34 protein-coding genes are annotated in these 24,651 nt (G+C 48.3%); 32 read left to right on the top strand and 2 right to left on the bottom strand.

The window, feature by feature from the left end; translation table 11 throughout:
* Positions 1-11 precede the first annotated feature (11 nt).
* The 31 genes from rplD to H6F93_RS08585 all read left to right on the top strand — a co-directional run bounded on the left by rplD (position 12) and on the right by H6F93_RS08585 (position 18,380).
* Positions 12-644, top strand: coding sequence for a 50S ribosomal protein L4 (gene rplD, locus H6F93_RS08735; RefSeq protein ID WP_190641729.1), 633 nt, complete (start codon positions 12-14; stop codon positions 642-644).
* Positions 637-939, top strand: coding sequence for a 50S ribosomal protein L23 (locus H6F93_RS08730; protein WP_190680097.1), 303 nt, complete (start codon positions 637-639; stop codon positions 937-939). The genes rplD and H6F93_RS08730 overlap by 8 nt, the downstream gene beginning before the upstream one ends.
* 58 nt (positions 940-997) lie before the next feature.
* Entirely contained in the window at positions 998-1,861 is an 864-nt protein-coding gene (gene rplB, locus H6F93_RS08725) for a 50S ribosomal protein L2 (protein WP_190680096.1), read from the top strand.
* Positions 1,862-1,942: 81 nt separating this feature from the next.
* Positions 1,943-2,221, top strand: coding sequence for a 30S ribosomal protein S19 (gene rpsS / locus H6F93_RS08720; RefSeq protein ID WP_190641726.1), 279 nt, complete (start codon positions 1,943-1,945; stop codon positions 2,219-2,221).
* A gap of 65 nt (positions 2,222-2,286) precedes the next feature.
* A complete protein-coding gene (gene rplV / locus H6F93_RS08715) occupies positions 2,287-2,649 on the top strand; it encodes a 50S ribosomal protein L22 (RefSeq protein WP_190641725.1) in 363 nt (120 codons plus the stop codon).
* Positions 2,650-2,728: 79 nt separating this feature from the next.
* The gene (gene rpsC / locus H6F93_RS08710) at positions 2,729-3,472 is read left to right on the top strand and encodes a 30S ribosomal protein S3 (protein WP_190680095.1); all 744 of its coding nucleotides are present in this window, start codon (positions 2,729-2,731) and stop codon (positions 3,470-3,472) included.
* Between the two features lie 8 nt (positions 3,473-3,480).
* The gene (gene rplP, locus H6F93_RS08705; RefSeq protein ID WP_190680094.1) at positions 3,481-3,900 is read left to right on the top strand and encodes a 50S ribosomal protein L16; all 420 of its coding nucleotides are present in this window, start codon (positions 3,481-3,483) and stop codon (positions 3,898-3,900) included.
* 3 nt (positions 3,901-3,903) lie between these two features.
* Positions 3,904-4,173 carry a 50S ribosomal protein L29 gene (gene rpmC / locus H6F93_RS08700; RefSeq protein ID WP_190680093.1) on the top strand — a complete coding sequence of 90 codons (270 nt, stop codon included), beginning with the start codon at positions 3,904-3,906 and terminating at the stop codon, positions 4,171-4,173.
* A gap of 6 nt (positions 4,174-4,179) precedes the next feature.
* Complete coding sequence (gene rpsQ / locus H6F93_RS08695; protein WP_190641721.1) at positions 4,180-4,431, top strand: 30S ribosomal protein S17; 252 nt, start codon at positions 4,180-4,182, stop codon at positions 4,429-4,431.
* Between the two features lie 15 nt (positions 4,432-4,446).
* Positions 4,447-4,812 (top strand): 50S ribosomal protein L14, encoded by a 366-nt coding sequence (rplN, locus tag H6F93_RS08690; protein ID WP_190641720.1) that lies wholly within the window; start codon positions 4,447-4,449, stop codon positions 4,810-4,812.
* Positions 4,812-5,159, top strand: coding sequence for a 50S ribosomal protein L24 (rplX, locus tag H6F93_RS08685; RefSeq protein ID WP_242042198.1), 348 nt, complete (start codon positions 4,812-4,814; stop codon positions 5,157-5,159). Before rplN ends, rplX begins: the two co-directional genes overlap by 1 nt.
* 55 nt (positions 5,160-5,214) lie before the next feature.
* Positions 5,215-5,760: a 50S ribosomal protein L5 gene (rplE, locus tag H6F93_RS08680; protein ID WP_190641719.1), complete on the top strand. Its 546-nt coding sequence runs from the start codon at positions 5,215-5,217 to the stop codon at positions 5,758-5,760.
* Between the two features lie 23 nt (positions 5,761-5,783).
* On the top strand, positions 5,784-6,185 hold the full coding sequence (rpsH, locus tag H6F93_RS08675) for a 30S ribosomal protein S8 (protein ID WP_190641718.1): 402 nt from the start codon (positions 5,784-5,786) through the stop codon (positions 6,183-6,185).
* 115 nt (positions 6,186-6,300) lie between these two features.
* Positions 6,301-6,840, top strand: coding sequence for a 50S ribosomal protein L6 (gene rplF, locus H6F93_RS08670; protein ID WP_190641717.1), 540 nt, complete (start codon positions 6,301-6,303; stop codon positions 6,838-6,840).
* Positions 6,841-6,842: 2 nt separating this feature from the next.
* On the top strand, positions 6,843-7,205 hold the full coding sequence (rplR, locus tag H6F93_RS08665; RefSeq protein ID WP_190641716.1) for a 50S ribosomal protein L18: 363 nt from the start codon (positions 6,843-6,845) through the stop codon (positions 7,203-7,205).
* 87 nt (positions 7,206-7,292) lie between these two features.
* Positions 7,293-7,814 (top strand): 30S ribosomal protein S5, encoded by a 522-nt coding sequence (gene rpsE, locus H6F93_RS08660; RefSeq protein ID WP_190641715.1) that lies wholly within the window; start codon positions 7,293-7,295, stop codon positions 7,812-7,814.
* An 87-nt stretch (positions 7,815-7,901) separates the two neighbouring features.
* Positions 7,902-8,348, top strand: coding sequence for a 50S ribosomal protein L15 (gene rplO, locus H6F93_RS08655; RefSeq protein WP_190641714.1), 447 nt, complete (start codon positions 7,902-7,904; stop codon positions 8,346-8,348).
* Between the two features lie 149 nt (positions 8,349-8,497).
* On the top strand, positions 8,498-9,805 hold the full coding sequence (gene secY / locus H6F93_RS08650; RefSeq protein ID WP_190641713.1) for a preprotein translocase subunit SecY: 1,308 nt from the start codon (positions 8,498-8,500) through the stop codon (positions 9,803-9,805).
* Positions 9,805-10,359: an adenylate kinase gene (locus tag H6F93_RS08645; RefSeq protein ID WP_190680092.1), complete on the top strand. Its 555-nt coding sequence runs from the start codon at positions 9,805-9,807 to the stop codon at positions 10,357-10,359. The genes secY and H6F93_RS08645 overlap by 1 nt, the downstream gene beginning before the upstream one ends.
* A gap of 224 nt (positions 10,360-10,583) precedes the next feature.
* Positions 10,584-10,808, top strand: coding sequence for a translation initiation factor IF-1 (gene infA / locus H6F93_RS08640; protein WP_036002386.1), 225 nt, complete (start codon positions 10,584-10,586; stop codon positions 10,806-10,808).
* A 124-nt stretch (positions 10,809-10,932) separates the two neighbouring features.
* Entirely contained in the window at positions 10,933-11,046 is a 114-nt protein-coding gene (gene rpmJ / locus H6F93_RS08635) for a 50S ribosomal protein L36 (RefSeq protein ID WP_071782548.1), read from the top strand.
* Positions 11,047-11,094: 48 nt separating this feature from the next.
* Positions 11,095-11,529, top strand: a complete 435-nt coding sequence (gene rpsM, locus H6F93_RS08630) for a 30S ribosomal protein S13 (RefSeq protein ID WP_199313563.1) — start codon at positions 11,095-11,097, stop codon at positions 11,527-11,529.
* A 254-nt stretch (positions 11,530-11,783) separates the two neighbouring features.
* Complete coding sequence (gene rpsK, locus H6F93_RS08625) at positions 11,784-12,179, top strand: 30S ribosomal protein S11 (protein ID WP_190641711.1); 396 nt, start codon at positions 11,784-11,786, stop codon at positions 12,177-12,179.
* A 126-nt stretch (positions 12,180-12,305) separates the two neighbouring features.
* Positions 12,306-13,253: a DNA-directed RNA polymerase subunit alpha gene (locus tag H6F93_RS08620; protein ID WP_190641710.1), complete on the top strand. Its 948-nt coding sequence runs from the start codon at positions 12,306-12,308 to the stop codon at positions 13,251-13,253.
* Between the two features lie 72 nt (positions 13,254-13,325).
* Positions 13,326-13,676, top strand: coding sequence for a 50S ribosomal protein L17 (rplQ, locus tag H6F93_RS08615; RefSeq protein WP_190641709.1), 351 nt, complete (start codon positions 13,326-13,328; stop codon positions 13,674-13,676).
* 9 nt (positions 13,677-13,685) lie between these two features.
* Positions 13,686-14,594, top strand: a complete 909-nt coding sequence (gene truA / locus H6F93_RS08610; protein WP_242043356.1) for a tRNA pseudouridine(38-40) synthase TruA — start codon at positions 13,686-13,688, stop codon at positions 14,592-14,594.
* 56 nt (positions 14,595-14,650) lie between these two features.
* Positions 14,651-15,103 (top strand): 50S ribosomal protein L13, encoded by a 453-nt coding sequence (rplM, locus tag H6F93_RS08605; protein WP_190641708.1) that lies wholly within the window; start codon positions 14,651-14,653, stop codon positions 15,101-15,103.
* Positions 15,103-15,516, top strand: a complete 414-nt coding sequence (gene rpsI / locus H6F93_RS08600) for a 30S ribosomal protein S9 (protein WP_190641707.1) — start codon at positions 15,103-15,105, stop codon at positions 15,514-15,516. Before rplM ends, rpsI begins: the two co-directional genes overlap by 1 nt.
* Before the next feature lie 93 nt (positions 15,517-15,609).
* Positions 15,610-15,861: a 50S ribosomal protein L31 gene (gene rpmE, locus H6F93_RS08595; RefSeq protein ID WP_190641706.1), complete on the top strand. Its 252-nt coding sequence runs from the start codon at positions 15,610-15,612 to the stop codon at positions 15,859-15,861.
* Positions 15,862-15,965: 104 nt separating this feature from the next.
* Entirely contained in the window at positions 15,966-17,075 is a 1,110-nt protein-coding gene (gene prfA, locus H6F93_RS08590; protein ID WP_190641705.1) for a peptide chain release factor 1, read from the top strand.
* 33 nt (positions 17,076-17,108) lie between these two features.
* Positions 17,109-18,380 carry a metallophosphoesterase gene (locus H6F93_RS08585; RefSeq protein WP_190680091.1) on the top strand — a complete coding sequence of 424 codons (1,272 nt, stop codon included), beginning with the start codon at positions 17,109-17,111 and terminating at the stop codon, positions 18,378-18,380.
* A gap of 109 nt (positions 18,381-18,489) precedes the next feature.
* Here the strand turns inward: H6F93_RS08585 and H6F93_RS08580 are convergent, their stop codons facing one another.
* Positions 18,490-19,950, bottom strand: coding sequence for a phosphoglucomutase/phosphomannomutase family protein (locus H6F93_RS08580; RefSeq protein WP_190680090.1), 1,461 nt, complete (start codon positions 19,948-19,950; stop codon positions 18,490-18,492).
* A gap of 129 nt (positions 19,951-20,079) precedes the next feature.
* Positions 20,080-21,798, bottom strand: coding sequence for a GGDEF domain-containing protein (locus H6F93_RS08575; protein ID WP_190680089.1), 1,719 nt, complete (start codon positions 21,796-21,798; stop codon positions 20,080-20,082).
* Between the two features lie 663 nt (positions 21,799-22,461).
* Here H6F93_RS08575 and H6F93_RS08570 point away from each other — a divergent pair.
* Positions 22,462-24,492, top strand: coding sequence for a GAF domain-containing sensor histidine kinase (locus tag H6F93_RS08570; protein WP_190680088.1), 2,031 nt, complete (start codon positions 22,462-22,464; stop codon positions 24,490-24,492).
* The last annotated feature ends 159 nt before the right edge of the window (positions 24,493-24,651 follow it).

Here is a 24,651-nt window from a genome sequence, read left to right as displayed (position 1 = left end):
GAGGGAAAAATATGGTTGATTGTATAGTTCGAGATTGGCAAGGCGAAGAGGTTGGACAAGCCTCCTTAGAGTTGAAAGTTGCGAGTGAAGCAAGTGCTTCTCACATTGTGCATCGAGCTGTTGTACGGCAATTGGCCAATGCTCGACAAGGCACTGCCTCAACAAAGACTCGCGCAGAAGTGAGCGGTGGAGGTCGCAAGCCTTGGCGACAAAAAGGTACAGGACGTGCTCGTGCAGGTTCTAACCGCTCTCCGCTATGGCGGGGGGGTGGCGTAATCTTTGGACCCAAGCCCAGAGACTACAGCACCAAAATGAACCGCAAAGAGCGCAGACTAGCTTTGCGGACAGCTTTCCAGAGCCGTGTTGGAGACCTGGTTATCGTTCAAGACTTTGCTGATCAGTTGCCTCGTCCTAAGACGAAAGAGTTGACGCAGGCGATCGCCCGTTGGGGAATTGATCCTACCGCTAAAATTCTGCTGATTCTCTCAGAGAGAGATGAGACGGTTTACCTTTCAGCTCGAAATATTGTCAACCTTAAGCTGATTTCTGCTAGCAGTCTTAATGTCTATGACCTGCTAGACGCAGACAAAATTTTGGCAACTGCGTCTGCTCTTGCAAAAATTCAGGAGGTTTACGGTGACTAAGTTTGACTCCCGTGCGCTAGCAGACCTGGTGCGTCGCCCGATTGTGACTGAGAAAGCAACCTTGCTATTGGAGAACAACCAGTACACATTCGAGGTTGATCCCCGCGCGACTAAGACAGAAATCAAGTCTGCGATCGAACAACTTTTCGAGGTCGAAGTCATACAAATCAATACTCAAAATCCGCCTCGCAAGAAGCGGCGCATGGGTCGATTTGTAGGATTCCGTTCCAGCTACAAGCGGGCAGTCGTGACCCTCGCCCCCGGAGATTCGATCACGTTGTTCCCCGAAGTTTAGTGCCTATACTAACCTCCGCCAACTGAATGCCGTCTAGCAGTGCAACCAAATTTGAGTTATGGGTATTCGTTACTATCGACCATATACACCTGGCACCCGCGAACGCACAGTTTCGGAATTTTCCGAAATTACCAAAACTGAGCCAGAAAAATCTCTAACCCGTTCGGTACACCGTCCCAAAGGTCGGAACAATCGTGGTGTAATCACGACCCGTCATCGAGGCGGTGGGCACAAGCGCCTTTACCGAATCATTGATTTCTACCGCAACAAGCACAACATCCCAGCGAAAGTAGCAGCGATTGAATACGATCCCAATCGCAACGCTCGAATTGCTTTGGTCTATTACCAGGATGGTGAGAAGCGATATATTATCCATCCCCTTGGATTGGCTGTTGGCGCCACTATCATTTCTGGACCAGATGCCCCTTTTGAAGTGGGTAATGCGCTTCCTCTGGGCAACATTCCTCTAGGAACTGCTGTTCATAATGTGGAACTAGTTCCTGGTAAAGGTGGACAGATTGTCCGAGCAGCGGGTGCTTCAGCGCAAGTTGTCGCTAAAGAAGGTAATTTTGTAACCCTCAGACTGCCTTCTACTGAAGTTCGCCTGGTTCGACGCGAATGTTACGCAACCATTGGACAGGTGGGTAATACCGATTCTCGCAACGTCAGCCTTGGTAAGGCGGGTCGTAAGCGCTGGAAAGGTCGCCGTCCAGAGGTCCGCGGTAGCGTGATGAACCCTGTGGATCACCCTCATGGTGGTGGTGAAGGTCGTGCTCCGATTGGTCGTAGTGGACCGGTTACTCCTTGGGGTAAGCCAGCTCTGGGTTATAAGACTCGCAAGAAGAAGAAAATTAGTGATGCTTTGATTGTGCGTCGTCGCCGTCGTTCTTCTAAGAGAGGTCGTGGCGGTCGGGATGCATAAGCTGGCTGGCAATCTGCAAACCCTAAACCTGAGCGATCAAATTCTGTTAAGCGATAGTTACTTCATTAGGTTGACCCAGCTATGTCTCGCTCTCTGAAAAAAGGCCCGTTCGTAGCAGACCATCTGCTCTCAAAAATTGAAGCCCTCAATGCAAAGGGCGACAAGCAAGTGATCAAAACCTGGTCACGCGCATCAACTGTTTTGCCCCAGATGATTGGGCACACGATTGCCGTTCACAATGGGCGTCAACATGTTCCGGTCTACGTAACGGAGCAAATGGTAGGACACAAATTGGGAGAATTTGCCCCAACTCGCACCTTCCGAGGTCACGCCAAAAGTGACAAGAAGGCCCGTCGCTAAAAGTCGTTAGCTGCCAGCAAATGGCAGTCAGCCACCGCTGGAGTTAAGGACTGTAGGAGAAAATCATGGCTATCACCGCTGCTGAAGAAGTTAAAGCTGTTGCTCGATATATTCGGATGTCACCTCACAAGGTGCGTCGGGTCTTAGACCAAATTCGTGGACGTTCCTACCGGGAAGCTCTGATTATCCTGGAGTTTATGCCCTATAGAGCCTGTGAGCCTGTTCTCAAGGTTCTTCGCTCGGCTGTGGCTAACGCAGAACATAATGTGGGCCACACCCCTGCTGACCTGATTGTTAGCCAAGCCTACGCAGATCAAGGCCCTGTGCTCAAGCGCTTTCGCCCTCGGGCACAAGGGCGGGCCTATCAGATTCGGAAGCCGACTTGCCATATCACTATTGCGGTTGCTCCCGGAGCAGAAGAGGAATAGCCAGGTATTTATATCTGTTCTGTAAATATTGCTCTTATCTAACTAACCCTTTTACTGCTTACATTTCAGAGGACGAGTCGTGGGACAAAAGATACATCCAGTTGGCTTCCGCCTCGGCATCACTCAAGAACATCGTTCTCGATGGTTTGCCGACTCTGGTCGATATCCAGACCTGTTACAGGAAGACTACAAAATCCGTAACTACATCGCTACAGATAAAAATCTCAGCAACGCTGGGATTTCCGAAGTACGTGTCGAGCGGAAAGCTGACCAAATCGATTTAGAGGTTAGAACAGCTAGACCAGGCGTTGTAGTGGGTCGAGGTGGTGCAGGCATTGAGAACTTGCGTGCCGGACTTCAGAAAGAATTGGGAAGTAGCGATCGCCAAATTCGCATCAATGTCGTAGAAGTAGCCCGTGTCGACGCAGACGCAGGACTTATTGCTGAATATATTGCTCAGCAGCTAGAGCGCCGAGTCTCTTTCCGCCGAGTGGTTAGACAAGCCATTCAACGGGCACAGCGGGCCGGAGTCCAAGGGATAAAAGTTCAGGTCAGTGGTCGCTTGAACGGCGCAGAAATTGCGCGGACAGAATACACCCGCGAGGGTAAGGTGCCGCTACATACACTCCGGGCAGACATTGACTACTCCTACCGAACAGCTCAAACCATTTATGGTGTATTGGGCATCAAGGTTTGGGTATTCAAAGGAGAAATTATTCCAGGAGAAGAAGAACCTGCTACTCCCGGAAATGTTCAGCCCCGTCGCCGCCAGCAGCAGCAGCGTCGCCGTCAACAGTTTGAAGATCGTTCAAATGAGGGGTAAGGCGAGTCATGTTAAGTCCTAGAAGAACTAAATTTCGGAAGCAGCATCGGGGCCGGATGCGAGGGTTGGCCAACCGGGGCAATGACTTGAACTTTGGTGATTTTGCCCTTCAAGCACTCGAACCCTCCTGGATCACTGCTCGTCAGATCGAAGCTAGCCGACGAGCAATGACGCGATATATCCGCCGGGGTGGAAAAATTTGGATTCGTGTCTTTCCAGACAAGCCGGTAACCATGCGCCCAGCTGAAACCCGAATGGGATCAGGTAAGGGAAACCCAGAGTTTTGGGTTGCAGTAGTTAAGCCAGGTCGGATTCTGTTCGAAATCGCTGGCGTTCCGGAGGCGACTGCGCGTGAGGCGATGCGCCTTGCTGCCTTTAAACTGCCTATCAAAACGAAGTTCATTACGCGCGAAGCGGAGGAAGTATAAGCCATGCCTCTGCCTAAGATTGAGGAAATTAGGGATCTGAGTGATCAAGAACTCAGCGATCAGATTGTAGAAACCAAAAAGCAGCTGTTTGAGTTGCGGTTTCAAAAAGCTACTCGACAGTTAGAGAAGCCTCATCAGTTTAAGCATATGCGCCATCGTCTCGCTCAACTGATGACGTTGGAGAGAGAGCGTCAGTTAGCAGCTTCTATTAAACAGACATCCGGTTCTGGGGCTGCATCTTCAGATTCAAAATCGGATGCAGAAGAGGAGTAGGTTTCAATGGCAGTCAAAGAGAGAGTTGGCTTAGTTGTCAGCAACAAAATGGACAAAACGGTGGTGGTGGCTGTGGAAAACCGCGCCCCTCATCCCAAGTACCGCAAAATTATGGTTCGCACCAAGCGGTACAAAGCGCATGACGAAGAAAATAAATGTCAAGAGGGCGATCGCGTTCGTATTCAGGAAACCCGCCCCCTTAGTCGGACTAAGCGCTGGGTTGTAACTGACATCATTAGCACCGCCCCCAAAGTTTAACCGCGGAGATTCACCATGATTCAACAAGAGTCTTACCTTAACGTGGCAGATAACAGCGGTGCTCGCAAGCTGATGTGCATTCGAGTTCTAGGTGGCAACCGTCGCTATGCTGGCGTAGGCGATGTCATCATTGCTGTTGTCAAAGATGCGATCCCAAACATGGCGATCAAAAAGTCGGACGTAGTGCGAGCCGTTGTGGTTCGTACTCGCAAAGGGCTACGTCGCGACAGCGGCATGAGCATTCGCTTTGACGATAATGCAGCTGTCATCATTAATGCCGAGGGCAACCCTAGAGGAACTCGTGTATTTGGGCCTGTAGCCCGCGAGCTGCGCGACAAAAACTTCACCAAGATTGTTTCTCTAGCTCCGGAGGTGCTGTGATGCCAAAAGCTAAGCAACCCAAAGTTGGATACAAAATGCACGTCAAGAAGGGAGACACCGTTCAGGTAATCTCCGGAAAGGAGAAGGGCACAGTTGGTGAAGTCTTGCAGACTTTTCCAAAACTGAGCAAGGTCATCGTCAAAGGGGTCAACATCAAGACCAAGCACGTTAAGCCTCAGCAAGAGGGAGAGTCAGGTCAGATTACGACGACTGAGGGTCCGATTCACAGCTCAAACGTGATGCTTTATTCGACCAAACAGAAAGTAGCGAGTCGTATCTGTTACACCTACAACTCTGATGGACGCAAGGTTCGGATGTTAAAGAAGACCGGCGAAATTCTTGACTAAGTAGTTCATCAAGCAGCAATCCTGACAAAGCCCAGGAAGCATCAAGGATAAAAATATGGCAGAAAAGCTCAAAGTTACTTATCGAGAAAAAATTGTTCCAAAGCTGATGGAACAGTTTCAGTACGAAAACGTTCATCAAGTTCCTAAGCTTGTTAAGGTCACTGTTAACCGAGGGTTAGGGGAAGCTGCTCAAAATGCGAAAGCATTAGAAGCATCCTTGAATGAGATTGCGATGATCACAGGGCAAAAGCCTGTTGTTACTCGTGCGAAAAAGGCGATCGCAGGCTTCAAAATTCGTAAAGGAATGCCTGTAGGTATTATGGTCACCTTGCGTTCAGACCGGATGTACGCATTCCTGGAACGGTTGATCAATTTGTCCCTACCCCGGATCCGAGATTTTCGTGGGATTAGTCCTAAAAGCTTTGATGGTCGTGGCAACTACACTTTGGGTCTGCGAGAACAGCTCATTTTTCCTGAAGTGGAGTACGACAGAATTGACCAGATTCGCGGGATGGATATTTCAATCATCACCACTGCAAACACCGACGAAGAGGGCCGCGCTTTGCTGAAAGAAATCGGTATGCCCTTTCGAGACAATTGAGGCAGTTTCATAAAGAGGAAACTATGGCGGTTAACGATACGATTGCAGACATGCTGACGCGCATCCGAAATGCGACTTTGGCACGGCACCAGACAACAGAGGTTCCGTCAACTCGGATGACTCGCGATATTGCTAGGGTTCTACGAGAAGAAGGTTTTATTGCTGATTTCTCAGAATCTGGGGAGGGAGTTAAGCGCAATTTAGTACTCTCCCTTAAGTACAGAGGCAAAAATCGTCGGCCTATTATCAATACTTTAAAGCGCGTCAGCAAGCCAGGTTTACGAGTTTACTCCAACCGCAAAGAGCTGCCGAGAGTCTTGGGTGGGATCGGTATTGCAATTATTTCTACATCCAGCGGAATCATGACTGATCGAGATGCACGCCGCCAGGGTTTAGGAGGAGAAGTGCTCTGCTACATCTGGTAGGCATTACTCAGAGCAGTTGTTAGCTGTTAGTTCTTTGCGGTCAGATAGGCGGTGAGAGCTGACGACCATCAACTACTAGCAATTAATCACTGTTGTTCAGGAGCAATTTTCAGTTATGTCTCGTATCGGAAAACGTCCTATCCCTCTCCCTGCCAAGGTGACTGTCACCATTGCAGGTCAGCAGGTGGCAGTAAAAGGTCCAAAAGGTGAATTGTCTCGTATCCTCCCCGCCGAAGTAGAGGTGAGCCAGGAAGGAGAAACTCTGCTGGTTAAGCGCCGCAACGATTCCCGTGTGGCTCGGCAACGTCACGGACTTAGCCGAACTCTGGTTGCCAATATGGTTGAAGGAGTCTCTCAAGGGTTTCAGCGTCGTCTAGAAATTCAGGGGGTTGGTTATCGTGCTCAAGTTCAGGGCCGTAACTTGACGCTAAACGTCGGTTATAGCAATCCTGTACAGATCGCTCCTCCGGAAGGCATTCAACTAGCAGTAGAAAACAATACCAACGTTTTGATCAGCGGCATCGATAAAGAGATTGTTGGTAACATCGCAGCTCAAATCAGAGCGGTTCGTCCGCCCGAACCTTATAAGGGTAAGGGAATTCGCTATGCAGGCGAGATGGTCAGACGCAAAGCTGGAAAGGCAGGGAAGAAGTAAAAATGAAACTTACTCGAAGAGAATCAACACAGCGTCGTCATGGTCGTATCCGGCGCAAAGTCATTGGAACCGCAGAGCGTCCTCGTTTGGCTGTTTTCCGTTCAAACCAGCATATTTACGCTCAGATCATAGACGATACTCGCCATCACACTCTAGTTTCTGCCTCTACTTTGGAGCCATCGTTGAAGTCAGAATTGAATTCTAGCGGCAACTGTGCTGCATCCGTGCAAGTAGGCAAGCTAATTGCACAGCGATCGATTGAGCAAGGTATCCGCCAGGTTGTCTTCGATCGAGGCGGCAAACTCTATCACGGACGAGTCAAAGCTCTTGCAGATGCTGCTCGAGAGGGTGGTTTGGACTTCTAAGTAGATTTTTATTGAACTGTTGTCCTTTAAAAATGTGTCAAAGGCAAGCCCTCTAAGCAGACCAAGCTAAGTTTAAGGATTAAAGACATGGCAAATCGTCGCAAAAACAATAAAGCGAAAGAGAAAGAAACAGATTGGCAGGAGCGGGTTGTTCAGATTCGCCGGGTCACTAAAGTTGTTAAAGGTGGTAAAAAGCTGAGCTTTCGAGCCATTGTTGTAGTTGGCAATGAACGAGGGCAAGTCGGTGTTGGTGTTGGTAAAGCTAGTGACGTAATTGGTGCAGTTCGCAAAGGCGTAGCAGATGGAAAGAAGCATTTAGTTGATGTGCCCCTAACCAAAGCTAACTCCATTCCCCATCCCGTTAATGGAGTGGGTGGCGGTGCCAAAGTGATGATGCGTCCTGCAGCCCCGGGAACTGGGGTAATTGCTGGTGGAGCGGTGCGAACTGTACTGGAGCTAGCTGGAGTGCGTAATATCTTGGCAAAGCAGCTAGGGTCAGACAACCCTTTAAACAATGCCAGAGCTGCTGCCAATGCGCTGGCATCTTTAAGAACTTTTTCTGAAGTTGCAGAAGAGCGAGGGGTTCCTATCGAATCTCTCTATGCCTGAATTAATGGTTAGTGCACACCGATTGCTATTCACGACAAAGCATAAGCAAACGACTAACTAAATTCTTTTTTGGAGAAGAACAAGCTTATGAGATTAGAAGACGCTTCACCTCAAAAAGGTTCTCGAAGACGGCGGCGACGCATCGGTAGAGGTATCTCTGCTGGTCAGGGTGCTAGCGGTGGGTTTGGAATGCGGGGTCAAAAATCGCGCTCTGGTCGCAGTACTCGTCCTGGCTTCGAGGGGGGACAAATGCCTTTGTATCGGCGTATTCCCAAACTTAAGCACTTTACAGTAATCAATCGTCTGCATTACACCGTCATCAATGTTGGCGACCTAGAGTCACTGCCTGCTAAATCTGAAGTGACGCTTGAGTCTTTGATGGAAGCAGGAATTGTTACCTCAGATGATGGACCTTTGAAAGTTTTGGGAAATGGTGACCTAACTACTCAGCTTGAAGTGACGGCTGCTGCTTTTACGGCATCGGCTCGCACCAAGGTTGAGGCGGCAGGCGGTACCTGCAAGCTGCTAGATTAATAAATAGCTTGTACCTTATGCTTGAGAGTTCTACTTTGATCAAAGGGCAGAGTATTTCAGCGATGCTGTCATGCTTGGATTAGGCACAACTCAAAGAAGCTGTTCTGAGGAAAGCTGCGATCGCATATATCGGTAGAGGAACTCCTTAAATGGTCGTTAGTAAAGATAAAGCCCCAACGGCTCAAGAAACGTTCATGCAAATGGCGCAAGCAGCAGGACTGAGAGGTCGGCTGCTTGTTACCGTTGGGATGTTACTTCTGGTTCGTCTAGGTATTGTAATTCCCGTACCTGGAATTAACCGCGATGCCTTGCAAGCAGCACTCAGTGACAGTGGCTTGGGAGGTCTACTTAGCTTTTTAGACATCCTGGCAGGCGGCGGAATTTCTGCGGTAGGGATATTTGCTTTAGGAATTTTGCCCTACATCAACGCATCCATTATTTTACAGCTTCTAACGGCAGCGATTCCAGCTCTAGAAGACTTGCAGAAGAACGAAGGCGAAGCAGGAAGGCGCAAAATTTCCCAGATTACTCGTTATGTTGCCTTGGGCTGGGGATTAATTCAAAGTGTTGGCATCGCTTTGTTCGTTCGTCAATTTGCCGAAAACCCAAGCATCCTTTTTGTTGTAGAAACTGCTTTGGCGCTCACAGCAGGTTCCATGTTTGTGATGTGGGTTGGTGAGCTAATTACAGAGCGAGGAATTGGCAATGGAGCTTCTCTACTGATTTTTGTAAGTATTGTCTCAACCCTGCCTCGTTCATTAGGTAATACTGTTGAACTTGCTCAGGGTGGCGATCGCAGCCTTGTTGGCGGCATCATCATTCTGATGCTGGTCTTCCTGGTTATGATTGTTGGCATCGTTTTTGTCCAAGAGGGAACTCGTCGAATTCCTATCATTTCTGCTCGACGGCAGGTGGGGCGCAGACTCTACTTAGAAAGAAGCAGTTATTTGCCACTTCGCCTGAACCAAGGTGGGGTGATGCCAATCATTTTTGCTTCTGCAGTCATGGTTGTGCCAGCATCCTTGTCGCAGTTCATTCCCAACCAGTTTCTAGGACAGGTTGTCAGCTACCTGAGCCCTGGTACATGGGTTTATATAGTGGTTTACTTGGTGCTCATTCTGTTCTTCAGTTATTTCTACGCTTCCTTGATTGTTAATCCTGTGGACATGTCCCAGAACCTCAAGAAGATGGGAGCTAGTATTCCAGGAATTCGCCCCGGTAAAGCAACGAGTGAATACATTGAACGCGTTTTGAATCGTTTAACTTTTTTAGGCGCTGTATTCTTGGGACTAGTTGCAATCATTCCAACTGCGGTCGAAGGTGCAACCCAAATCAGGACTTTCCAAGGATTAGGAGCGACTTCACTGTTAATCCTAGTCGGTGTAGCCATCGATACAGCGAAGCAAATTCAGACTTATGTGATTTCTCAGCGCTATGAAGGGATGGTGAAGCAGTAGTGGCAAGATTGATCTTTCTGGGGCCTCCAGGTGCAGGAAAAGGGACTCAGGCAGATACCCTTGCCCATCTGTGTAATATTCCTCACATTTCTACTGGGGACATCTTACGTGGTGCAGTTTCCCAACAAACTGATCTTGGCATAAAGGCTCAGTCTTATATGGACCAAGGTGAGCTAGTGCCAGATCAGCTGATTTTGGATCTGGTGCGCGATCGCCTTGGTCAACCTGATATAGAAAAAGGTTGGATTCTTGACGGCTTTCCTAGAAATGTGAATCAGGCTGTGTTTCTAGATGAGCTTCTGCAAGAGATTGAGCAAACGTGCGACTGTGTTGTCAATCTGGAAGTCCCCGATGATGTTCTAGTAGCTCGTCTTTTAAGTCGAGGGCGCAAAGATGATAGCGAAGAGGTAATCCGCAACCGACTTCAGGTTTATCGAGAGCAAACCGCTCCTCTGATTGATTTTTACAGCGATCGCCAGCAGCTAATTTCTGTAGATGGAAATCGCTCCGTTGAGCACGTTAATGTAGATCTTCAGCAGATTATTCAAGACTGAGATATTAAATTCTCTAAGTCTTGAGTGTGTCAACCGTCGAAAAGCAATTGGGTCAAGTGAAGCTGTTTTCGCTAATTCTCCTTAAAGCTGTTTAGTATAGAGATTTGTTAATCTTGAAATAAGCGTTAATGAGCAGAAACCATAGAAAATTCGTAGACTCAGGTCAAATTGTGAATTTCTAAGTTTCCGAGATCGTTTTGTACTTTAGTTTGAGGAAAAGCGCATTGTCTAAACAAGATCTAATTGAAATGGAAGGTACGGTAACAGACTCGTTACCTAACGCAATGTTTCGGGTTGACCTAGATAACGGCTTTAATGTTTTGGCTCATATCTCGGGCAAAATTAGGCGAAACTACATCAAGATTCTTCCGGGCGACCGAGTGAAGGTTGAATTAACTCCTTACGATTTGACAAAAGGTCGAATCACTTATCGGCTTCGCAAAAAGTAGAGGTAGCTATCTTCTGAGTAGAAGAAATAACAAACAGCCTCCTCAGAAGTCGGTTCGCAGTTTGACCAGAGCAAGAATAATTGCTATAATGACAACTTTGTACAAGATTGGAATAGCCTAAGAGATGAAGGTTCGCGCATCCGTTCGTAAGATTTGTGAAAAATGCCGCGTCATTCGTCGACGTGGCAGGGTTATGGTAATTTGCTCCAACCCAAAACATAAGCAGCGTCAAGGTTAGCTGTGTTACTAGTAGACGGTTTGGGTTTAAGCGAGAAAATCGCTTTTATTGGTAGATAGAGCAGTATTCCAGAATTTAACGTTAGGGGGAGATGGCAGAGTGGCACGTATTGCCGGAGTAGACCTTCCACGTGACAAGCGTGTCGAAATTGGTCTGACTTATATATTTGGAATTGGGTTGTCGAGTTCTAAAGCAATCCTAGTTAAAACAGGTGTGAACCCAGATACGCGGGTTAAGGACCTTAGTGATGCGGACGTTGGTGCGCTTCGGGAGGTCGTTGAAGCCGATTACCAGGTAGAAGGTGATCTTAGGCGCTGGAACCAGATGAACATTAAGCGTCTAATGGACATCGGAACCTATCGAGGACGTCGTCACCGTATGGGATTACCCGTTCGTGGTCAGCGAACTCGAACTAATGCCCGCACAAACCGGGGTGGTCGTCGAACAGTTGCTGGTAAGAAGAAGGCTCCAAGCAAGAAATAGTTTTAGGGCTCCAGACACGCGCCACAATATCCCTAGGTTCTTGCATAGGAGCAAATTGCGAACATTGGCTCTTGCATGATCAAAAATTTGCTGGATTGCCTCAATCTATTTTTGGTCTAAGTGCATGTTCGAGTATGGAGCTAAGTATAGGTTTGAGCTTCTTCTGTCCTACCTGATCAGCTCCATAAGGCTAGGAAAATGAGATTTTGGCTTCCCTAGATACAAAGTTTAAGTTTTTATCCAGAGAGTAAAGTATGGCGAGACAACCAACTCGTAAGTCCGGGGCAAAGAAGCAGAAAAAGAATGTGCCGAGTGGTGTTGCACATATTCAGTCAACTTTCAATAACACCATCATTACGATTACAGATATTAATGGGGAAGCTATTTCGTGGGCTTCGTCTGGTTCTAGTGGCTTTAAAGGTGCCAAGAAGGGTACACCGTTTGCTGCTCAGACAGCTGCTGAGGGTGCAGCTCGGCGGGCTGTTGATCAAGGTATGCGTCAGATTGAGGTTATGGTAAGTGGTCCAGGATCTGGCAGGGAAACCGCAATTAGAGCCCTACAGGGCGCTGGACTAGAGATTACGCTTATCCGTGACGTTACTCCCATTCCTCACAATGGTTGTCGTCCTCCTAAGCGACGGCGGGTTTGAGGCGAACTGGAAGTAAACAGTTCGAGAGATATTGAGAGCGGTGCATCCGGTAACCTACCGGGAGATAAATTGAGTCAGGAAAGTGTTGTTTGCCTTTCCAATGCTAGGGAAGAGGGAGGTTGGTCTATGGCACAGTTTCAGGTCGAGTGCGTAGAAACAGATAATGTTGATGATCGAAATCTTTATGGGCGATTCATTCTAGAACCGTTGGAAAGAGGTCAAGGCATTACAGTCGGAAATGCTTTGCGTCGAGTGCTTCTCTCGAATTTAGAAGGAGCGGCAGTAACGGCTGTGCGTGTTGCTGGGGTAACGCACGAATTCATGACCATTCCTGGCGTCCGTGAAGATGTCTTGGACATTATCTTGAACATGAAAGAGATTGTGCTGAAGAGTTACTCCTCTCAGCCTCAAATTGGGCGCTTGCTCGTCCAAGGTCCTGCGACTGTCACAACGGAACATTTCGAGCTTCCTTCTGAAGTTGAGATTATTGATCCGACTCAGTATATCGCCACAGTTGGAACTAACTCGACTCTAGAAATGGAATTTAGGATTGAGAAGGGCATTGGCTACCGGGCTGTTGAAAAGGGACGCGATGAAACGGCAGCTTTGGACTTTCTTCAAATCGATTCAGTTTTTATGCCTGTCCGTAGGGTCAATTACACGATTGAAGATGCTCGAGTCGGCGGTTCCCTTGAAAAAGACCGTCTGATTATGGAGGTTTGGACGAACGGAAGCTTAACTCCTCAGGAAGCATTGAGTCAAGCCGCAAGTATTCTAGTTGATCTATTCAATCCTCTCAAGGATGTCACTTTTGAGCCGTTGAGGGATGACTTCCCAGAGGACGAAGACCCAACCAATCAAATTCCTATTGAAGAGCTTCAGCTGTCGGTTCGAGCGTACAACTGTTTGAAACGGGCACAGATTAATTCAGTGGCGGATCTTCTGGATTACAGCCAAGAGGATCTTTTGGAAATCAAGAATTTCGGTGCTAAGTCGGCTGAAGAAGTAATTGAAGCACTGCAAGTTCGGCTTGGCATTACTCTGCCTCATGAGAAACCAGCTAAGACTAGCTAATCTCTTGCAGTTCTAAGTTTCTGTAGCAGTCAAATCGATTTCAAATTCATCTTCTATTTCTACATTGGTATCATGCGTCATCGTCGTCGTGTTCATCAGCTTGGAAAACCCGCTGACCAGCGTAAAGCTCTCTTAAGAGCTTTAACTACTGAGTTGATTCGTCACGGTCGTATTACTACGACCAAGATACGGGCTAAAGCAGTTCGTTCTGAAGCAGACAAAATGATTTCTCTGGCTAAGGACGGCTCTCTGTCTGCTCGCCGTCAAGCGTTGGGTTATCTTTACGATAAGCAACTCGTTCATGCGTTATTTGAGCAAGCCAAAGAGCGCTACAGAGATCGCCAAGGAGGTTACACTCGCGTTCTTCGCACCGTTAATCGTCGAGGTGATAATGCTGAAATGGCAATTATTGAACTGACTTAAGCTGTTGTCATGTCTACACCTGCTATGCAGTCTTCATGGGTAACAGCTGCTCCTAGTTCTGATGTTGAACCAACACCGGTAAAGTTACAGAGAGTTGCCTTGGTGATTCAATACTTAGGCACTCACTTTCATGGTTGGCAACGTCAACCTCAGCAGCGGACCGTACAAGAAGAAATCGAAAATGCATTGCAGTCTGTATTAGGATACTCAGTCACGTTGCATGGGGCTGGTAGGACTGATGCTGGAGTACATGCAGCGGCACAGGTTGCTCACTTTGATGCGCCTGCAATTGTTCCAACCCATCGATGGGCAGATATCCTCAATCATCGGCTTTCGTCAGATATTGTGGTTCGAGCTTCGGCCGCGGTTGATTCCAATTGGCACGCTCGATTTTCAGCTTTGTGGCGACGCTACCGTTACTCGCTCTATACTGACAAACGTCCCAACTTGTTTGTGCGCCCCTTTTCCTGGCATTATTATCAAGCTCCTTTGAATGAGGGTTTGATGCAAGAGGCGCTAACGCCGATGATCGGACGCCATCATCTGGCAGCTTTCCATCGAGCAGGATCAAGTCGTCCTCATTCTTGGGTGGAGGTTCAAACAGCGAAATGTAGTCGCGATGGAGCGTTTATTCACATTGAGCTGCAAGCAAGCGGGTTTTTATATGGGATGATGCGGTTGCTCGTGGGTCTGCTGGTGCAGGTTGGGCGAGGGTTGCGATCGCCTGCTGAATTTACCGAACTTTGGATTTCCGAAAGGCGAGACCAAGTTAGATATGCCGCTCCCCCGCATGGTCTTTGTTTGTTACGGGTTGGCTACCCCGACTTCCCTTTTCCTACTGAGCTTTGGTTTGATACGCAGCCCAAGTTTGTCTTGCCTACTGTGGATGAGTTGAGATTCGAACATTTGCTCGGTTAGATCATAAGTTCTCAATTTGATTTTCTATACTGAATGATTGAAGGATATTTAGAGCTGTGAACAAAACATACGTCCCCGAAAAAGCTTCTCTAGAACGAAACTGGTACGTCGTAGACGCTGCTGAGCAGCGTCTAGGGCGATTAGCCAGCGAGATTGCTATGGTTCTGCGAGGTAAGAATAAGCCAACTTATACGCCTCATTTGGATACAGGTGATTTTGTGATTGTGGTCAACGCTGAAAAAGTCAGCGTTACTGGCAAGAAGTATTCACAAAAGCTTTATCGTCGCCATTCGGGTCGTCCTGGTGGAATGAAAACTGAGACATTTGCAAAGCTGCAAGCCCGTGTGCCGGAGCGAATCATTGAGCAAGCCGTTAAAGGGATGCTACCTAAGAACACATTGGGCCGGCAACTGTTTACGAAGCTCAAAGTTTACGTAGGCCCTGACCATCCTCACCAAGCTCAAAAGCCCGAAGTATTGCAAATTAAGACCATTCCAGGAGAAGAGTAATGCAAGCCACCGAAAAGTCAAATCAAGTTGTGTATTGGGGAACGGGGCGACGCAAGTCATCTGTAGCGCGAGTTCGTTTGGTTCCAGGAAGTGGTCAAATTACAGTCAATGGTAAGCCTGGCGACCTGTATCTTCAGTTCAATCCTGCGTATCTTTCAGCAGCTAAAGCTCCGCTTGAAACGTTGGGCTTGGAGAACGAGTACGACATCCTCGTGAACGCGAGAGGCGGTGGCTTGACTGGACAGGCAGATTCTATTCGCCTCGGAGTTGCGCGTGCGTTGTGTGAGCTAGACCCAGAGAACCGTAAGCCGCTTAAGGTTGAAGGATATTTAACCCGTGATCCTCGTGCTAAAGAGCGGAAAAAATATGGCTTGCACAAGGCTCGTAAGGCTCCTCAATACTCTAAGCGCTAAAGTTTGGCTAGATGTCTATAGCGTCATAGCGCTTAAGGCTAATGCAAAAAAGTTAGAATTGTACAAAGTAATCAATTAGGACAGAGAAAAGCTGTGGCTAAGGCTGATATTCATCCCCAGTGGTATCCAGAGGCAAAGGTTTATTGCAACGGTGAATTCGTGATGACCGTTGGTTCTACTAAGCCAGAACTTCATGTAGACGTTTGGTCGGGCAATCATCCCTTCTACACCGGAACTCAGAAAATCATTGACACTGAGGGTCGAGTGGAGCGGTTCTTGCGGAAATACGGCATGATGGATACTCAACAATCTACTTCTGAGACACCCCAGGAAAAGGAAAAGTAGAGATGCTGGCTGTCATATTTAGCCTGGTTGTACTGTATGCAACTGAGGTTGAATATGGAGAACTGTTCAGATCCCTACTACCTGGATAATGCGAAGGTTTTCCGATGGCTGAGTCCTATCTGCTAGAAAAGTTAAAGTCTGTTGAACAGACTTTCCATGAGTTGACTCGTCGATTAGCTGATCCTGATGTGGCAACCGATCCCAACGAGTTTCAGCGCGTGGCAAGGGCTCGTTCGTCCTTAGAAGAGACAGTAATGGCTTTTGAGGATTGGAAGACCACTCAAGAGGAATTACTTGGAACCAAGCAGATCCTTAAGGAGGCAGGTAGTGATCCAGAGATGCGGGAAATGGCTGCTCTGGAGTTGGAAGAGTTGGAAGAGAAGACTGCCCAACTGGAGACTCGCTTAAAGATTCTGTTGCTGCCCCGCGATCCGAATGATGACAAGAACATCATGCTGGAGATCCGGGCAGGTACCGGAGGGGACGAGGCTAGTATTTGGGCTGGAGATCTAGTGCGGATGTATTCGCGCTATGCGGAGACTCAAAGCTGGCGAGTCAAGCTGGTGAGTGAATCTTTGGCCGACATGGGCGGCTTTAAAGAAGCGATTCTGGAGATTCAGGGCGATCGCGTTTACAGCAAGCTTAAGTTTGAGGCTGGGGTTCACCGGGTACAGCGAGTTCCGGTAACCGAGGCGGGGGGCCGCATTCACACGTCTACGGCGACAGTGGCGATTATGCCAGAGGTAGACGATGTGGAAGTTGAGATCGACCCCAAAGACATCGAATTGACTACGGCACGATCAGGCGGTGCCGGTGGGCAAAACGTTAACAAGGTAGAAACAGCGGTTGACCTGTTCCATAAGCCAACTGGAATTAGGATTTTCTGTACTGAGGAGCGATCGCAGCTGCAAAACCGAGAGCGGGCAATGCAGATCTTGCGGGCAAAGCTTTACGAGATGAAGCTGCGAGAACAGCAGGAGGCAGTGACCTCTATGCGGCGATCGCAGGTCGGTACGGGCGCTCGTTCTGAAAAAATTCGTACCTATAACTACAAAGACAATCGCGTTACCGACCATCGCCTGGGGCAGAATTTCACTCTAGTTCCGGTATTGGAGGGTGATTTAGAGACGATGATTCAGTCTTGTATTTCCCAAGATCAACAGGAAAGACTTGAAGAACTGGCAGCTTCAACTTCTTCTCCTGTCTCGATCTAAACTACTTGATCTTCGCTGTGTAGGAATTAAGCTGTGCCTCGTTTTTTGCACCTAGCTGACGTTCACTTGGGTTTTGATCGCTACGACAGCAAGGAGCGAACGCGAGATTTTTTCTACGCCTTTAACGATGCATTAGAGAAGTACGCAGTTGCCGCAGATGTTGATTTTGTTGTCATCGCGGGGGATCTGTTCGAACACCGCAACATTCAACCTGCAACTTTAAACCAGGCTCAGACGTGCTTGCAAATGCTGAAGCAGGCTGGAATTCCGGTACTGGCAATCGAGGGTAATCACGATAATCGTCCCTACGGCACTAAAACAAGCTGGCTACGCTATTTAGCAGATTGGGAATTGCTGTTATTGCTAGAACCAGGCGATATTTCGGCGGGAGAACCGTTTTATCAGCCTTGGGATTTGGAGAGTCGGCGGGGCGGCTATATTGACCTGGATTGCGGTGTGCGGGTGCTGGGATCTAACTGGTATGGTGCGGCTGCGCCTAAGTCGATTGAGCAAATTGCGGTTGCAATTGAGGCATTACCGTCTGGGGCGATGCATACGCTGATGCTGTTTCATCATGGTTTGGAGGGGCAGATCGCTCGTTATGCGGGAGCCTTACGCTATGCAGATTTGTTGCCTTTGAAGCAGGCTGGTGTTAACTACTTGGCATTGGGGCATATTCACAAGAACTATGAAGTAGAAGGGTGGATTTTTAACCCCGGTTCGGTAGAGGCAAATAGCGTTGAGGAGTCTCGTTATGAGCGGGGTGTTTACCTGGTCGAGATGAATGGTTCTGGCGTTCAAGCCGAGCTAAAGCAGGATTATTATCAGCGTCCGATTGTGCGCCTGAGGTTTATGACCCGGGGTCAGGAAAGCCAGGAAGAGGTGGAGCAGGAAGCGATCGCCAAAGTTACAGAGGCTATCCAATCCAAACAGCTTGATCCGTCTCAGAAGCCGATTGTGGAACTGCGGATTGAAGGGCAGGTTGGGTTTGACCGATTAGACCTGGATGTCCGAAAGCTCCAGCAACAGCTTCAACGGCTCAGCGGTGCGATTATTTTTCTGCTCAAGTATGAAGTGGAGGCTGTGGCTTACGCTTCCCCGCTTTCTGAAGAGGCTAGCCGGACGCAGATTGAGCAGGAAGTCTTTATGGATTTGCTAGCGGCGAATAATCTTTATAAGAAGCGATCGCCAGAACTCGCCCAAGGATTGATTAACCTGAAGGATCTACAGCTAGAAGGGCGATCGGAAGCAGAGTTATATGAATTTGTGCAGTCCTTACTGATACCTGAAGAGGAACAAGCCTGACTTTGAACAAGTAAAGGGCTTGAGCTATAGCAATTCTCAGTGGTACGACATACAGCAGTGGCATGGTACACCACTACTGTATGTCGTGCCCCCTTAAGCGTGCATTTTCCTAGACTGCCCAGTCTTTTGCCCAACCAAGAATCTGGTGGACTCGCTCCAAGGTGGCGGCTTCAGAGTAGAGACGCAGGACAGGCTCTGTACCGCTGAATCGAATCAATAGCCAGCTTTGGTCAGCAAGCTGGAATTTGTAACCATCAATTGCAAGACAGTCAGTTACCTCAGCACCCGCTATTTCCTTAGGGGTTTGGGTTTTGAGTTGCTCTAGTAGGCGGGATCGCACCTCCATGCTGGCAAGAGGTAGGTCAATCCTGTCATAGGCAGCAGTGAAGCCTGTTTTTTCCTGAAGCTTTTGGTAGAGGTCGCTTAAATCCATTCCCGATTGGACAATTGCTTCTAGCACATATAGTGCGGAAAGCAGCGCATCTCGTTCGGGAATGTGATTGCCGTAGCCGATGCCACCGGACTCTTCACCGCCCAGCAATACAGGAGTTTCGAGCATTCGGTCAGCGATGTACTTGTAGCCAATGGGAGTTTCATGAACGGATAGGTTGTGCATCTTGGCGACCAGCGGAATCAGGTTGGAGCCGCTGATTGTTTTGACAATTTCTCCGGTGAAACCGCGTTGGGTCGCCAGGTGATCCATCAAAATTGGAATCAGAATTTGAGAACTGAGGAAATTTCCCTGTCCGTCTACAGCGGCGATGCGATCGCTGTCTCCGTCAAACACCAATCCTACGGTTAGACCACCCGGTATGTTTCGCTGATAGGAGCGAATCTGCTGAAACAGGTCAGACAAGTAACGCGGTAGAGGTTCTGGAGCGCCACCCCCAAACAAGGGATCGCGGTTACTGTTGAGTTCTTGAATGGGAACTCCTAGCAGTTGACCCAACCCTCCTGCTGCCGCTCCATGCATGACATCGGCAAAGACAGTCAGTTTGCCCCCTGCGATCGCCGCTTGCAGGGCTGGAATATCAACCTTGCTGCGAAGAACTTCACAGTAGCTCTGCCACGGGTTAAACGTTTGTAGTGTTCCAGTGGCGGTATTTGTAACCGTTTCACCTGCTTGCAGCATTGCTTCGATCTGCTTAGTGACTTCAGGTGGAACGGAGCCGCCAAAGCACCCTTTAACTTTTAACCCGGAGTAGCCACCTGGATTATGGCTTGCGGTAATGACGAGCGCACCCAATGCATCATGCTGCTTTGCTGCCCAACTGAAAGCCGGAGTTGGGGCGTAGCTTTCTGACAGCAGCACATCAAACCCTGCGGATTGAACTGCCTCAGCGGTTGCCTGAGCAAACTCTTCTGAGAGAAATCGGCGGTCGTACCCGACCACAATGGTACGGGTGCCCACCTTGCTGCCGTATTCTTTTTCCAACGCTTTTGCGGCCAAAGGCGCAACGTGAACTAAGCGTTCGAAAGTAAAATCGGCTGCAATCAAGCCTCGCCAGCCATCTGTCCCAAATGCAATGGGTTTAGTGGCCAGAGAAGCGGGGGAAGGGTGAACTGCCATACACGTTCTGCCTCAAATGAAAACTTTAACGCCGCTTCGAGTCTATCCGGGGAGTCACTAGCTCCGCCAGTTTAAAGGTGACTGAACTTTCTCAAATTGAGCAATGCTGGTTTAGTAATGTTGGCTCTTTTAGAGGGTTTTGACGCGATCGCGCCCCTGGCGTTTGGCATGATCAAGTGCCCGATTAGCCCGCTGCAAAACATCCCAAGCGTTGCGATCGTGGGCTGAATTTTGCTGAGCGATGCCAAAGCTAGCCGTGATGCTGATTTCACCTGCGCTTGTTTTCATCGGAGCCGCCCGAATTGCCTGCCGTAATCGTTCTGCAACATCGACTGCTTCTGTTAACGTCGTTTCGGCTAATAGCACCACAAATTCTTCGCCGTCATAGCGATAGATAGCTGTTTCTTTCCGCAACTGGCGCTGGAGCCGTTGAGCTAGATGTTGCAGCACTTCATCCCCAACTGAGTGCCCGTAGGTGTCATTGACCAATTTGAAGTAGTCGATGTCGAGGATAATGACACAGAAATTTTCTTGTACAGCCCAAACTGCTTTGGTACTAAATTGCTCTAGCTCTCGTTCTAAAGAACGGCGATTCATCAACTGGGTGAGATCATCACGAACGATTTCTAGCTGAACTGAATTGTTTTGCATTCGCAGCGCTTCTTGTTTGTGCCAGAGGCTCTGGTAGTGCTGGGCATTGGTGAGGGCGATCGCCGCCTGATCTGTCACTTGGCGAATCGTTTGCAATTCATCTAGCTGATAAACCCTGTCAGATTGATAAGACAATAGCGAAACTGCCCCAAAAAATTCTGCTTGGATAAACAACGGTACAATCAGCGCTGAAACTGCCCCAATTGTGTGCAGCCAATCCTGCAAGGGGTCAGGATTAACTCCGTCTTGCTCTACTTCCAGGTAAGAAACCCCATCTTGAATAAATATGTCAACGACGCTTTGCCAGCGGGCGAGATCCACCTGTCGCTCCAGTGGCGGCAACTGTTGGTCTGGGTGTTCCCAGGCTGCCAAAATGCTCGGCGGGGTGCTGCGTAGATCGATCAGGATACAGCGATCGCAGTTTAACCCTTGCCCTAACTCTGCAACAATTCGCCCAACGATTTCATCAGGATTAAGATTGGAGTTCAGCAACCGGACGATGCGTCCTACTAAAGATGCCTGCCGTCGGGCTTGTTCTAAGCGTTGTTGCCAGTATAGAGCGCTGTAAGCTAAGCCTAACTGGCTACAGATAACTTCTAAGGACTCAACTTCTGCTAAAGACCAACCTTGAGGGGATGCAGGGGCCGCAGGGTCAGTTTTGCTTATTGCTTCAGTCGCTTGGGAAGGCAACGGTCGATTGAGCAAGAGTACAAGCTGGAGTGAACGAACCGAGTCTGCACTGGTGGCGACCGCCCCAACGCTAAAACTGCCGGTAAAGTCAGCACTTAAACGCCCGTTGTGGGTGGCAGGTACAATCAGTTCGCCTGTTTCTAGTTGGGTTACTTGAGGAAGTCGCTGTTGTGTGACCAGCCACTCCGGTAGAGTCTCTGGATAAATTTGCCAAACCGCCGGAAATGAATCGTTTGAGGATAAATCGTCTTTGAGAACTAGCTCTGTTGGAGACAAAGACTGTTGAACGGCACGTCCTGTAACGAAGTGTCGTGCTCCCGAGGTTGCGTAAACTTGAAATGAATCTGGATTTTCTGTCTCTAACCCTGCCCACAGCAAACAATCTGTTTGGTAGAACGCAGCAAGAGTTCTGACAGCTTGTGTTAACAGCAGATCGATTGACTCTAGATAAGCGACTGCTGTTTTAATTGAGGGGTAAATTTGCTTCCAGGTTGATTGAGTGGACATATTCTGAAGTACTTTGGATTCATTTTGACACTAGTAGCACCCCCTTGCATTTGATGCGACAGCAACCTGCTAAATGGAGCCAATAAGATTGCAGGCTCAAGCAAAGAATTGGAGAAAGTTAGCCCCGACAGCGATCGCTCAGAACCGTCCGCTAAGAGTTTCTGGTGAGTCACCTTGTTGGAACACAAATATTCACGTTTCTATCTAACGGTGGATTTCTAATAGTGTTTGCAGTAGCTATACTACGCATCAATTCATAATTGAAATAGAAGCAATCAGTCTAACTCAAATAGGGTTTTCTAGTCTGAGCGTGGCTTTTTTTAATTATCGGAGTGTGGCGAGTGGATCAAAAGTCGCAAAAAGCGCACTTGGCAGTGCTGGAAACCTGAAAGTTGTTGGGTTAGTCAAGAGGTCTTAAGCCTAACTTTTCGATTAGACTTAAGACGGTTGAGTTCCCTGCTGGTGTTGCCTGATATTTAGGCTGGCGGTGACAGAGAGTTTAAGCCAAAATGCTGACGAGTGTTCGCTGTGCTTATGCTCTAATCAGAGTTTACTCGTAGATTTACTTCAAGATGCGATCGCTTAACTAGGGTGCATTGGTTGAGATTTCCACTGATTCTGCAATGGAGTGATTCCAGGGCAGGGTTACCTATTAGCAAGTTTATGTCTCCTGAAACACCCTGGTTTTTGAGTCAGCTATTCGTGACTGAGCCTGTTCAACCTTCTGACCTGAGTGCAGAAAGTCAGAGCTTACGTCTACAGCAAATCGTCGATGGCGAACAGGTTGTTGCACTACAGTTGCAACGGCAGGTTCAACTGTCTAATTTGGTAAGCCAAATCAACAACGAGATTCGTAGCACTTTGGATTTAGATGAGGTGCTTAACTCCGCTTGTCGAATCTTGTGTCAAGTGCTTAACTGTAGCCGAGCTGACATTCTAATTACAGAACCGGGTGAACAAAAAACGTTGATCTGTCAGGGCGAGTACTGTCGGGGAGACTATCCTACTCAAATCGGTGATCGCGTTCCAATTGAGGGAAATTCTTACTTACGGCTGCTAATGCAGCAGCCAAGAGCGCTGGGCTTGAGACGCTATTCAGAATTTCCTGGCTTAAGTAAGCAAGCGTGCCAGCTCGCAGAATCGCTAGAAATCCGCTCAACGCTCGCTACAGCAATGTGGTATCGAGGGCAAGTCAACGGCATTATTGGGCTACACCAGTGCGATCGCGAGCGAGAATGGCTGGACTGGGAGCAACAGCTTTTAGAGGAAGTCGGCAACCAGGTGGCGATCGCCATCAACCAGTCCAAAATCTACAGTGAGACTCGTCGCCAGGTAGAGCGAGAAGGCTTGCTGCGCCTTGTGACGAACCAAATTCGTAGCACGCTTGATCTAGATACAATCTTGCAAACGGTGGTTCGAGAAGTGCGGCAGTTGCTCGACACTGACCGAGTTGTAATCTATCAGTTTTTTCAAGACTGGCAAGGCTCGGTTGTGGTGGAAGACGTTGCTGAGCCTTGGGTATCGGTGCTGGGAGAAATGGGGCAAGACAATTGCTTTTCTAGCAAATATGCCAATCTGTACCAGGGAGGACGGATTCGAGCAATTAACAACATTCTGCAAGCAGGGTTGGATGACTGCCACATCAACTTTTTGAGACGTTTACAGGTTCAGGCTAATTTAATTGTGCCGATCCTCATTGGGACGAAGCTTTGGGGCTTGTTGATTGCCCACGAGTGTTCCGGACCAAGGGTTTGGCAAAACTGGGAAATGGATCTGCTACAGCAGCTTGGAAACCAGGTGGCGATCGCCATTCACCAAGCAGAATTGCATGCTCAGGTACAGGAATCAGCCATTCAGGCTCAAGCACAAGCGCGTCAGCTAGAGCAAGTGCTATACGATTTACGGGCAACGCAGGCGCAGTTAATTCAGACAGAGAAATTGTCTAGTCTGGGGCAGATGGTTGCTGGTATTGCTCATGAATTGAACAATGCCACTACTTTTGTTTATGCTAATCTGCCTTACGCTCAAACTTATGCAGAGTCAATGATAGAAGCACTTTCTCTGTATAAAACGACGTTTCCAGACCCACCGGATGCGATCGCCCAGTTCAACTCCCAATCTGAGCTAGAGTTTGTCCGAGAAGATTTTCCGAATTTGCTTCAGTCTATGAAGATAGGAGCCGATCGACTCAAAGAATTAGTGCTAACCCTACGAAATTTTGCTCGACTGGACGAAGCAGACCGAAAGCCCGTCGACCTACACGAGGGGATTGAAAGTAGTCTTGTCATTCTGCAACATCGTCTCCGAACAGGAGTCAGGATAGACAAACACTATGGTGCGTTGCCAAAAGTAGAATGTCGCGCTGGACAAATCAATCAGGTATTTCTAAATTTGTTGAATAATGCTCTGGATGCAGCAGGCAGTAGGGGCGAAATCACAGTCCATACTTGGCACGATTCCAACTCTGTGACGGTCTCGATTCGGGACAATGGAGCGGGAGTTCCTGTGGATATTCAAGCTAGAATCTTTGATCCTTTCTTTACAACCAAAGCAGTAGGACAAGGTACAGGTTTGGGATTGTCGATTGCTCACCGCATTGTAGTTGAAGGGCATGGCGGTCAGCTTCGCTGTATCAGTCAGCCTGGACAAGGTGCAGAGTTTCAGGTTGAATTGCCGTTGACAGGTCAGTCATGATTTCGTGACAACATCCTAATAACGAACTGGTACTCTCTTAGGACATCTGTTTTTCGGGTATCTGTTCAATATTTGTTTGGATATTAAAATTGTTTCGGTATCTATCTAAGATTCAACGATTGAGTTAACTACTCAAAGACTAATGCACCCTGAATTTGA

It is taken from the genome of Leptolyngbya sp. FACHB-671 (genome assembly GCF_014695745.1).
Taxonomy (GTDB): domain Bacteria; phylum Cyanobacteriota; class Cyanobacteriia; order Elainellales; family Elainellaceae; genus JAAUTN01.
The sequence above is the reverse complement of the archived record's forward strand: the minus strand, read 5'-3'. Positions and strand labels throughout refer to the sequence as shown.

What these genes read in the sequence shown, in the direction of transcription:
- rplD (WP_190641729.1), top strand. Translation starts at nt 12, where the DNA reads ATGGTTGATTGTATAGTTCGAGATTGGCAAGGCGAAGAGGTTGGACAA.
- rplB (WP_190680096.1), top strand. Translation starts at nt 998, where the DNA reads ATGGGTATTCGTTACTATCGACCATATACACCTGGCACCCGCGAACGC.
- rpsS (WP_190641726.1), top strand. Translation starts at nt 1,943, where the DNA reads ATGTCTCGCTCTCTGAAAAAAGGCCCGTTCGTAGCAGACCATCTGCTC.
- rplV (WP_190641725.1), top strand. Translation starts at nt 2,287, where the DNA reads ATGGCTATCACCGCTGCTGAAGAAGTTAAAGCTGTTGCTCGATATATT.
- rplP (WP_190680094.1), top strand. Translation starts at nt 3,481, where the DNA reads ATGTTAAGTCCTAGAAGAACTAAATTTCGGAAGCAGCATCGGGGCCGG.
- rpmC (WP_190680093.1), top strand. Translation starts at nt 3,904, where the DNA reads ATGCCTCTGCCTAAGATTGAGGAAATTAGGGATCTGAGTGATCAAGAA.
- rpsQ (WP_190641721.1), top strand. Translation starts at nt 4,180, where the DNA reads ATGGCAGTCAAAGAGAGAGTTGGCTTAGTTGTCAGCAACAAAATGGAC.
- rplN (WP_190641720.1), top strand. Translation starts at nt 4,447, where the DNA reads ATGATTCAACAAGAGTCTTACCTTAACGTGGCAGATAACAGCGGTGCT.
- rplX (WP_242042198.1), top strand. Translation starts at nt 4,812, where the DNA reads ATGCCAAAAGCTAAGCAACCCAAAGTTGGATACAAAATGCACGTCAAG.
- rplE (WP_190641719.1), top strand. Translation starts at nt 5,215, where the DNA reads ATGGCAGAAAAGCTCAAAGTTACTTATCGAGAAAAAATTGTTCCAAAG.
- rpsH (WP_190641718.1), top strand. Translation starts at nt 5,784, where the DNA reads ATGGCGGTTAACGATACGATTGCAGACATGCTGACGCGCATCCGAAAT.
- rplF (WP_190641717.1), top strand. Translation starts at nt 6,301, where the DNA reads ATGTCTCGTATCGGAAAACGTCCTATCCCTCTCCCTGCCAAGGTGACT.
- rplR (WP_190641716.1), top strand. Translation starts at nt 6,843, where the DNA reads ATGAAACTTACTCGAAGAGAATCAACACAGCGTCGTCATGGTCGTATC.
- rpsE (WP_190641715.1), top strand. Translation starts at nt 7,293, where the DNA reads ATGGCAAATCGTCGCAAAAACAATAAAGCGAAAGAGAAAGAAACAGAT.
- rplO (WP_190641714.1), top strand. Translation starts at nt 7,902, where the DNA reads ATGAGATTAGAAGACGCTTCACCTCAAAAAGGTTCTCGAAGACGGCGG.
- secY (WP_190641713.1), top strand. Translation starts at nt 8,498, where the DNA reads ATGGTCGTTAGTAAAGATAAAGCCCCAACGGCTCAAGAAACGTTCATG.
- rpmJ (WP_071782548.1), top strand. Translation starts at nt 10,933, where the DNA reads ATGAAGGTTCGCGCATCCGTTCGTAAGATTTGTGAAAAATGCCGCGTC.
- rpsK (WP_190641711.1), top strand. Translation starts at nt 11,784, where the DNA reads ATGGCGAGACAACCAACTCGTAAGTCCGGGGCAAAGAAGCAGAAAAAG.
- H6F93_RS08620 (WP_190641710.1), top strand. Translation starts at nt 12,306, where the DNA reads ATGGCACAGTTTCAGGTCGAGTGCGTAGAAACAGATAATGTTGATGAT.
- rplQ (WP_190641709.1), top strand. Translation starts at nt 13,326, where the DNA reads ATGCGTCATCGTCGTCGTGTTCATCAGCTTGGAAAACCCGCTGACCAG.
- truA (WP_242043356.1), top strand. Translation starts at nt 13,686, where the DNA reads ATGTCTACACCTGCTATGCAGTCTTCATGGGTAACAGCTGCTCCTAGT.
- rpsI (WP_190641707.1), top strand. Translation starts at nt 15,103, where the DNA reads ATGCAAGCCACCGAAAAGTCAAATCAAGTTGTGTATTGGGGAACGGGG.
- prfA (WP_190641705.1), top strand. Translation starts at nt 15,966, where the DNA reads ATGGCTGAGTCCTATCTGCTAGAAAAGTTAAAGTCTGTTGAACAGACT.
- H6F93_RS08580 (WP_190680090.1), bottom strand. Translation starts at nt 19,950, where the DNA reads ATGGCAGTTCACCCTTCCCCCGCTTCTCTGGCCACTAAACCCATTGCA.
- H6F93_RS08575 (WP_190680089.1), bottom strand. Translation starts at nt 21,798, where the DNA reads ATGTCCACTCAATCAACCTGGAAGCAAATTTACCCCTCAATTAAAACA.
- H6F93_RS08570 (WP_190680088.1), top strand. Translation starts at nt 22,462, where the DNA reads ATGTCTCCTGAAACACCCTGGTTTTTGAGTCAGCTATTCGTGACTGAG.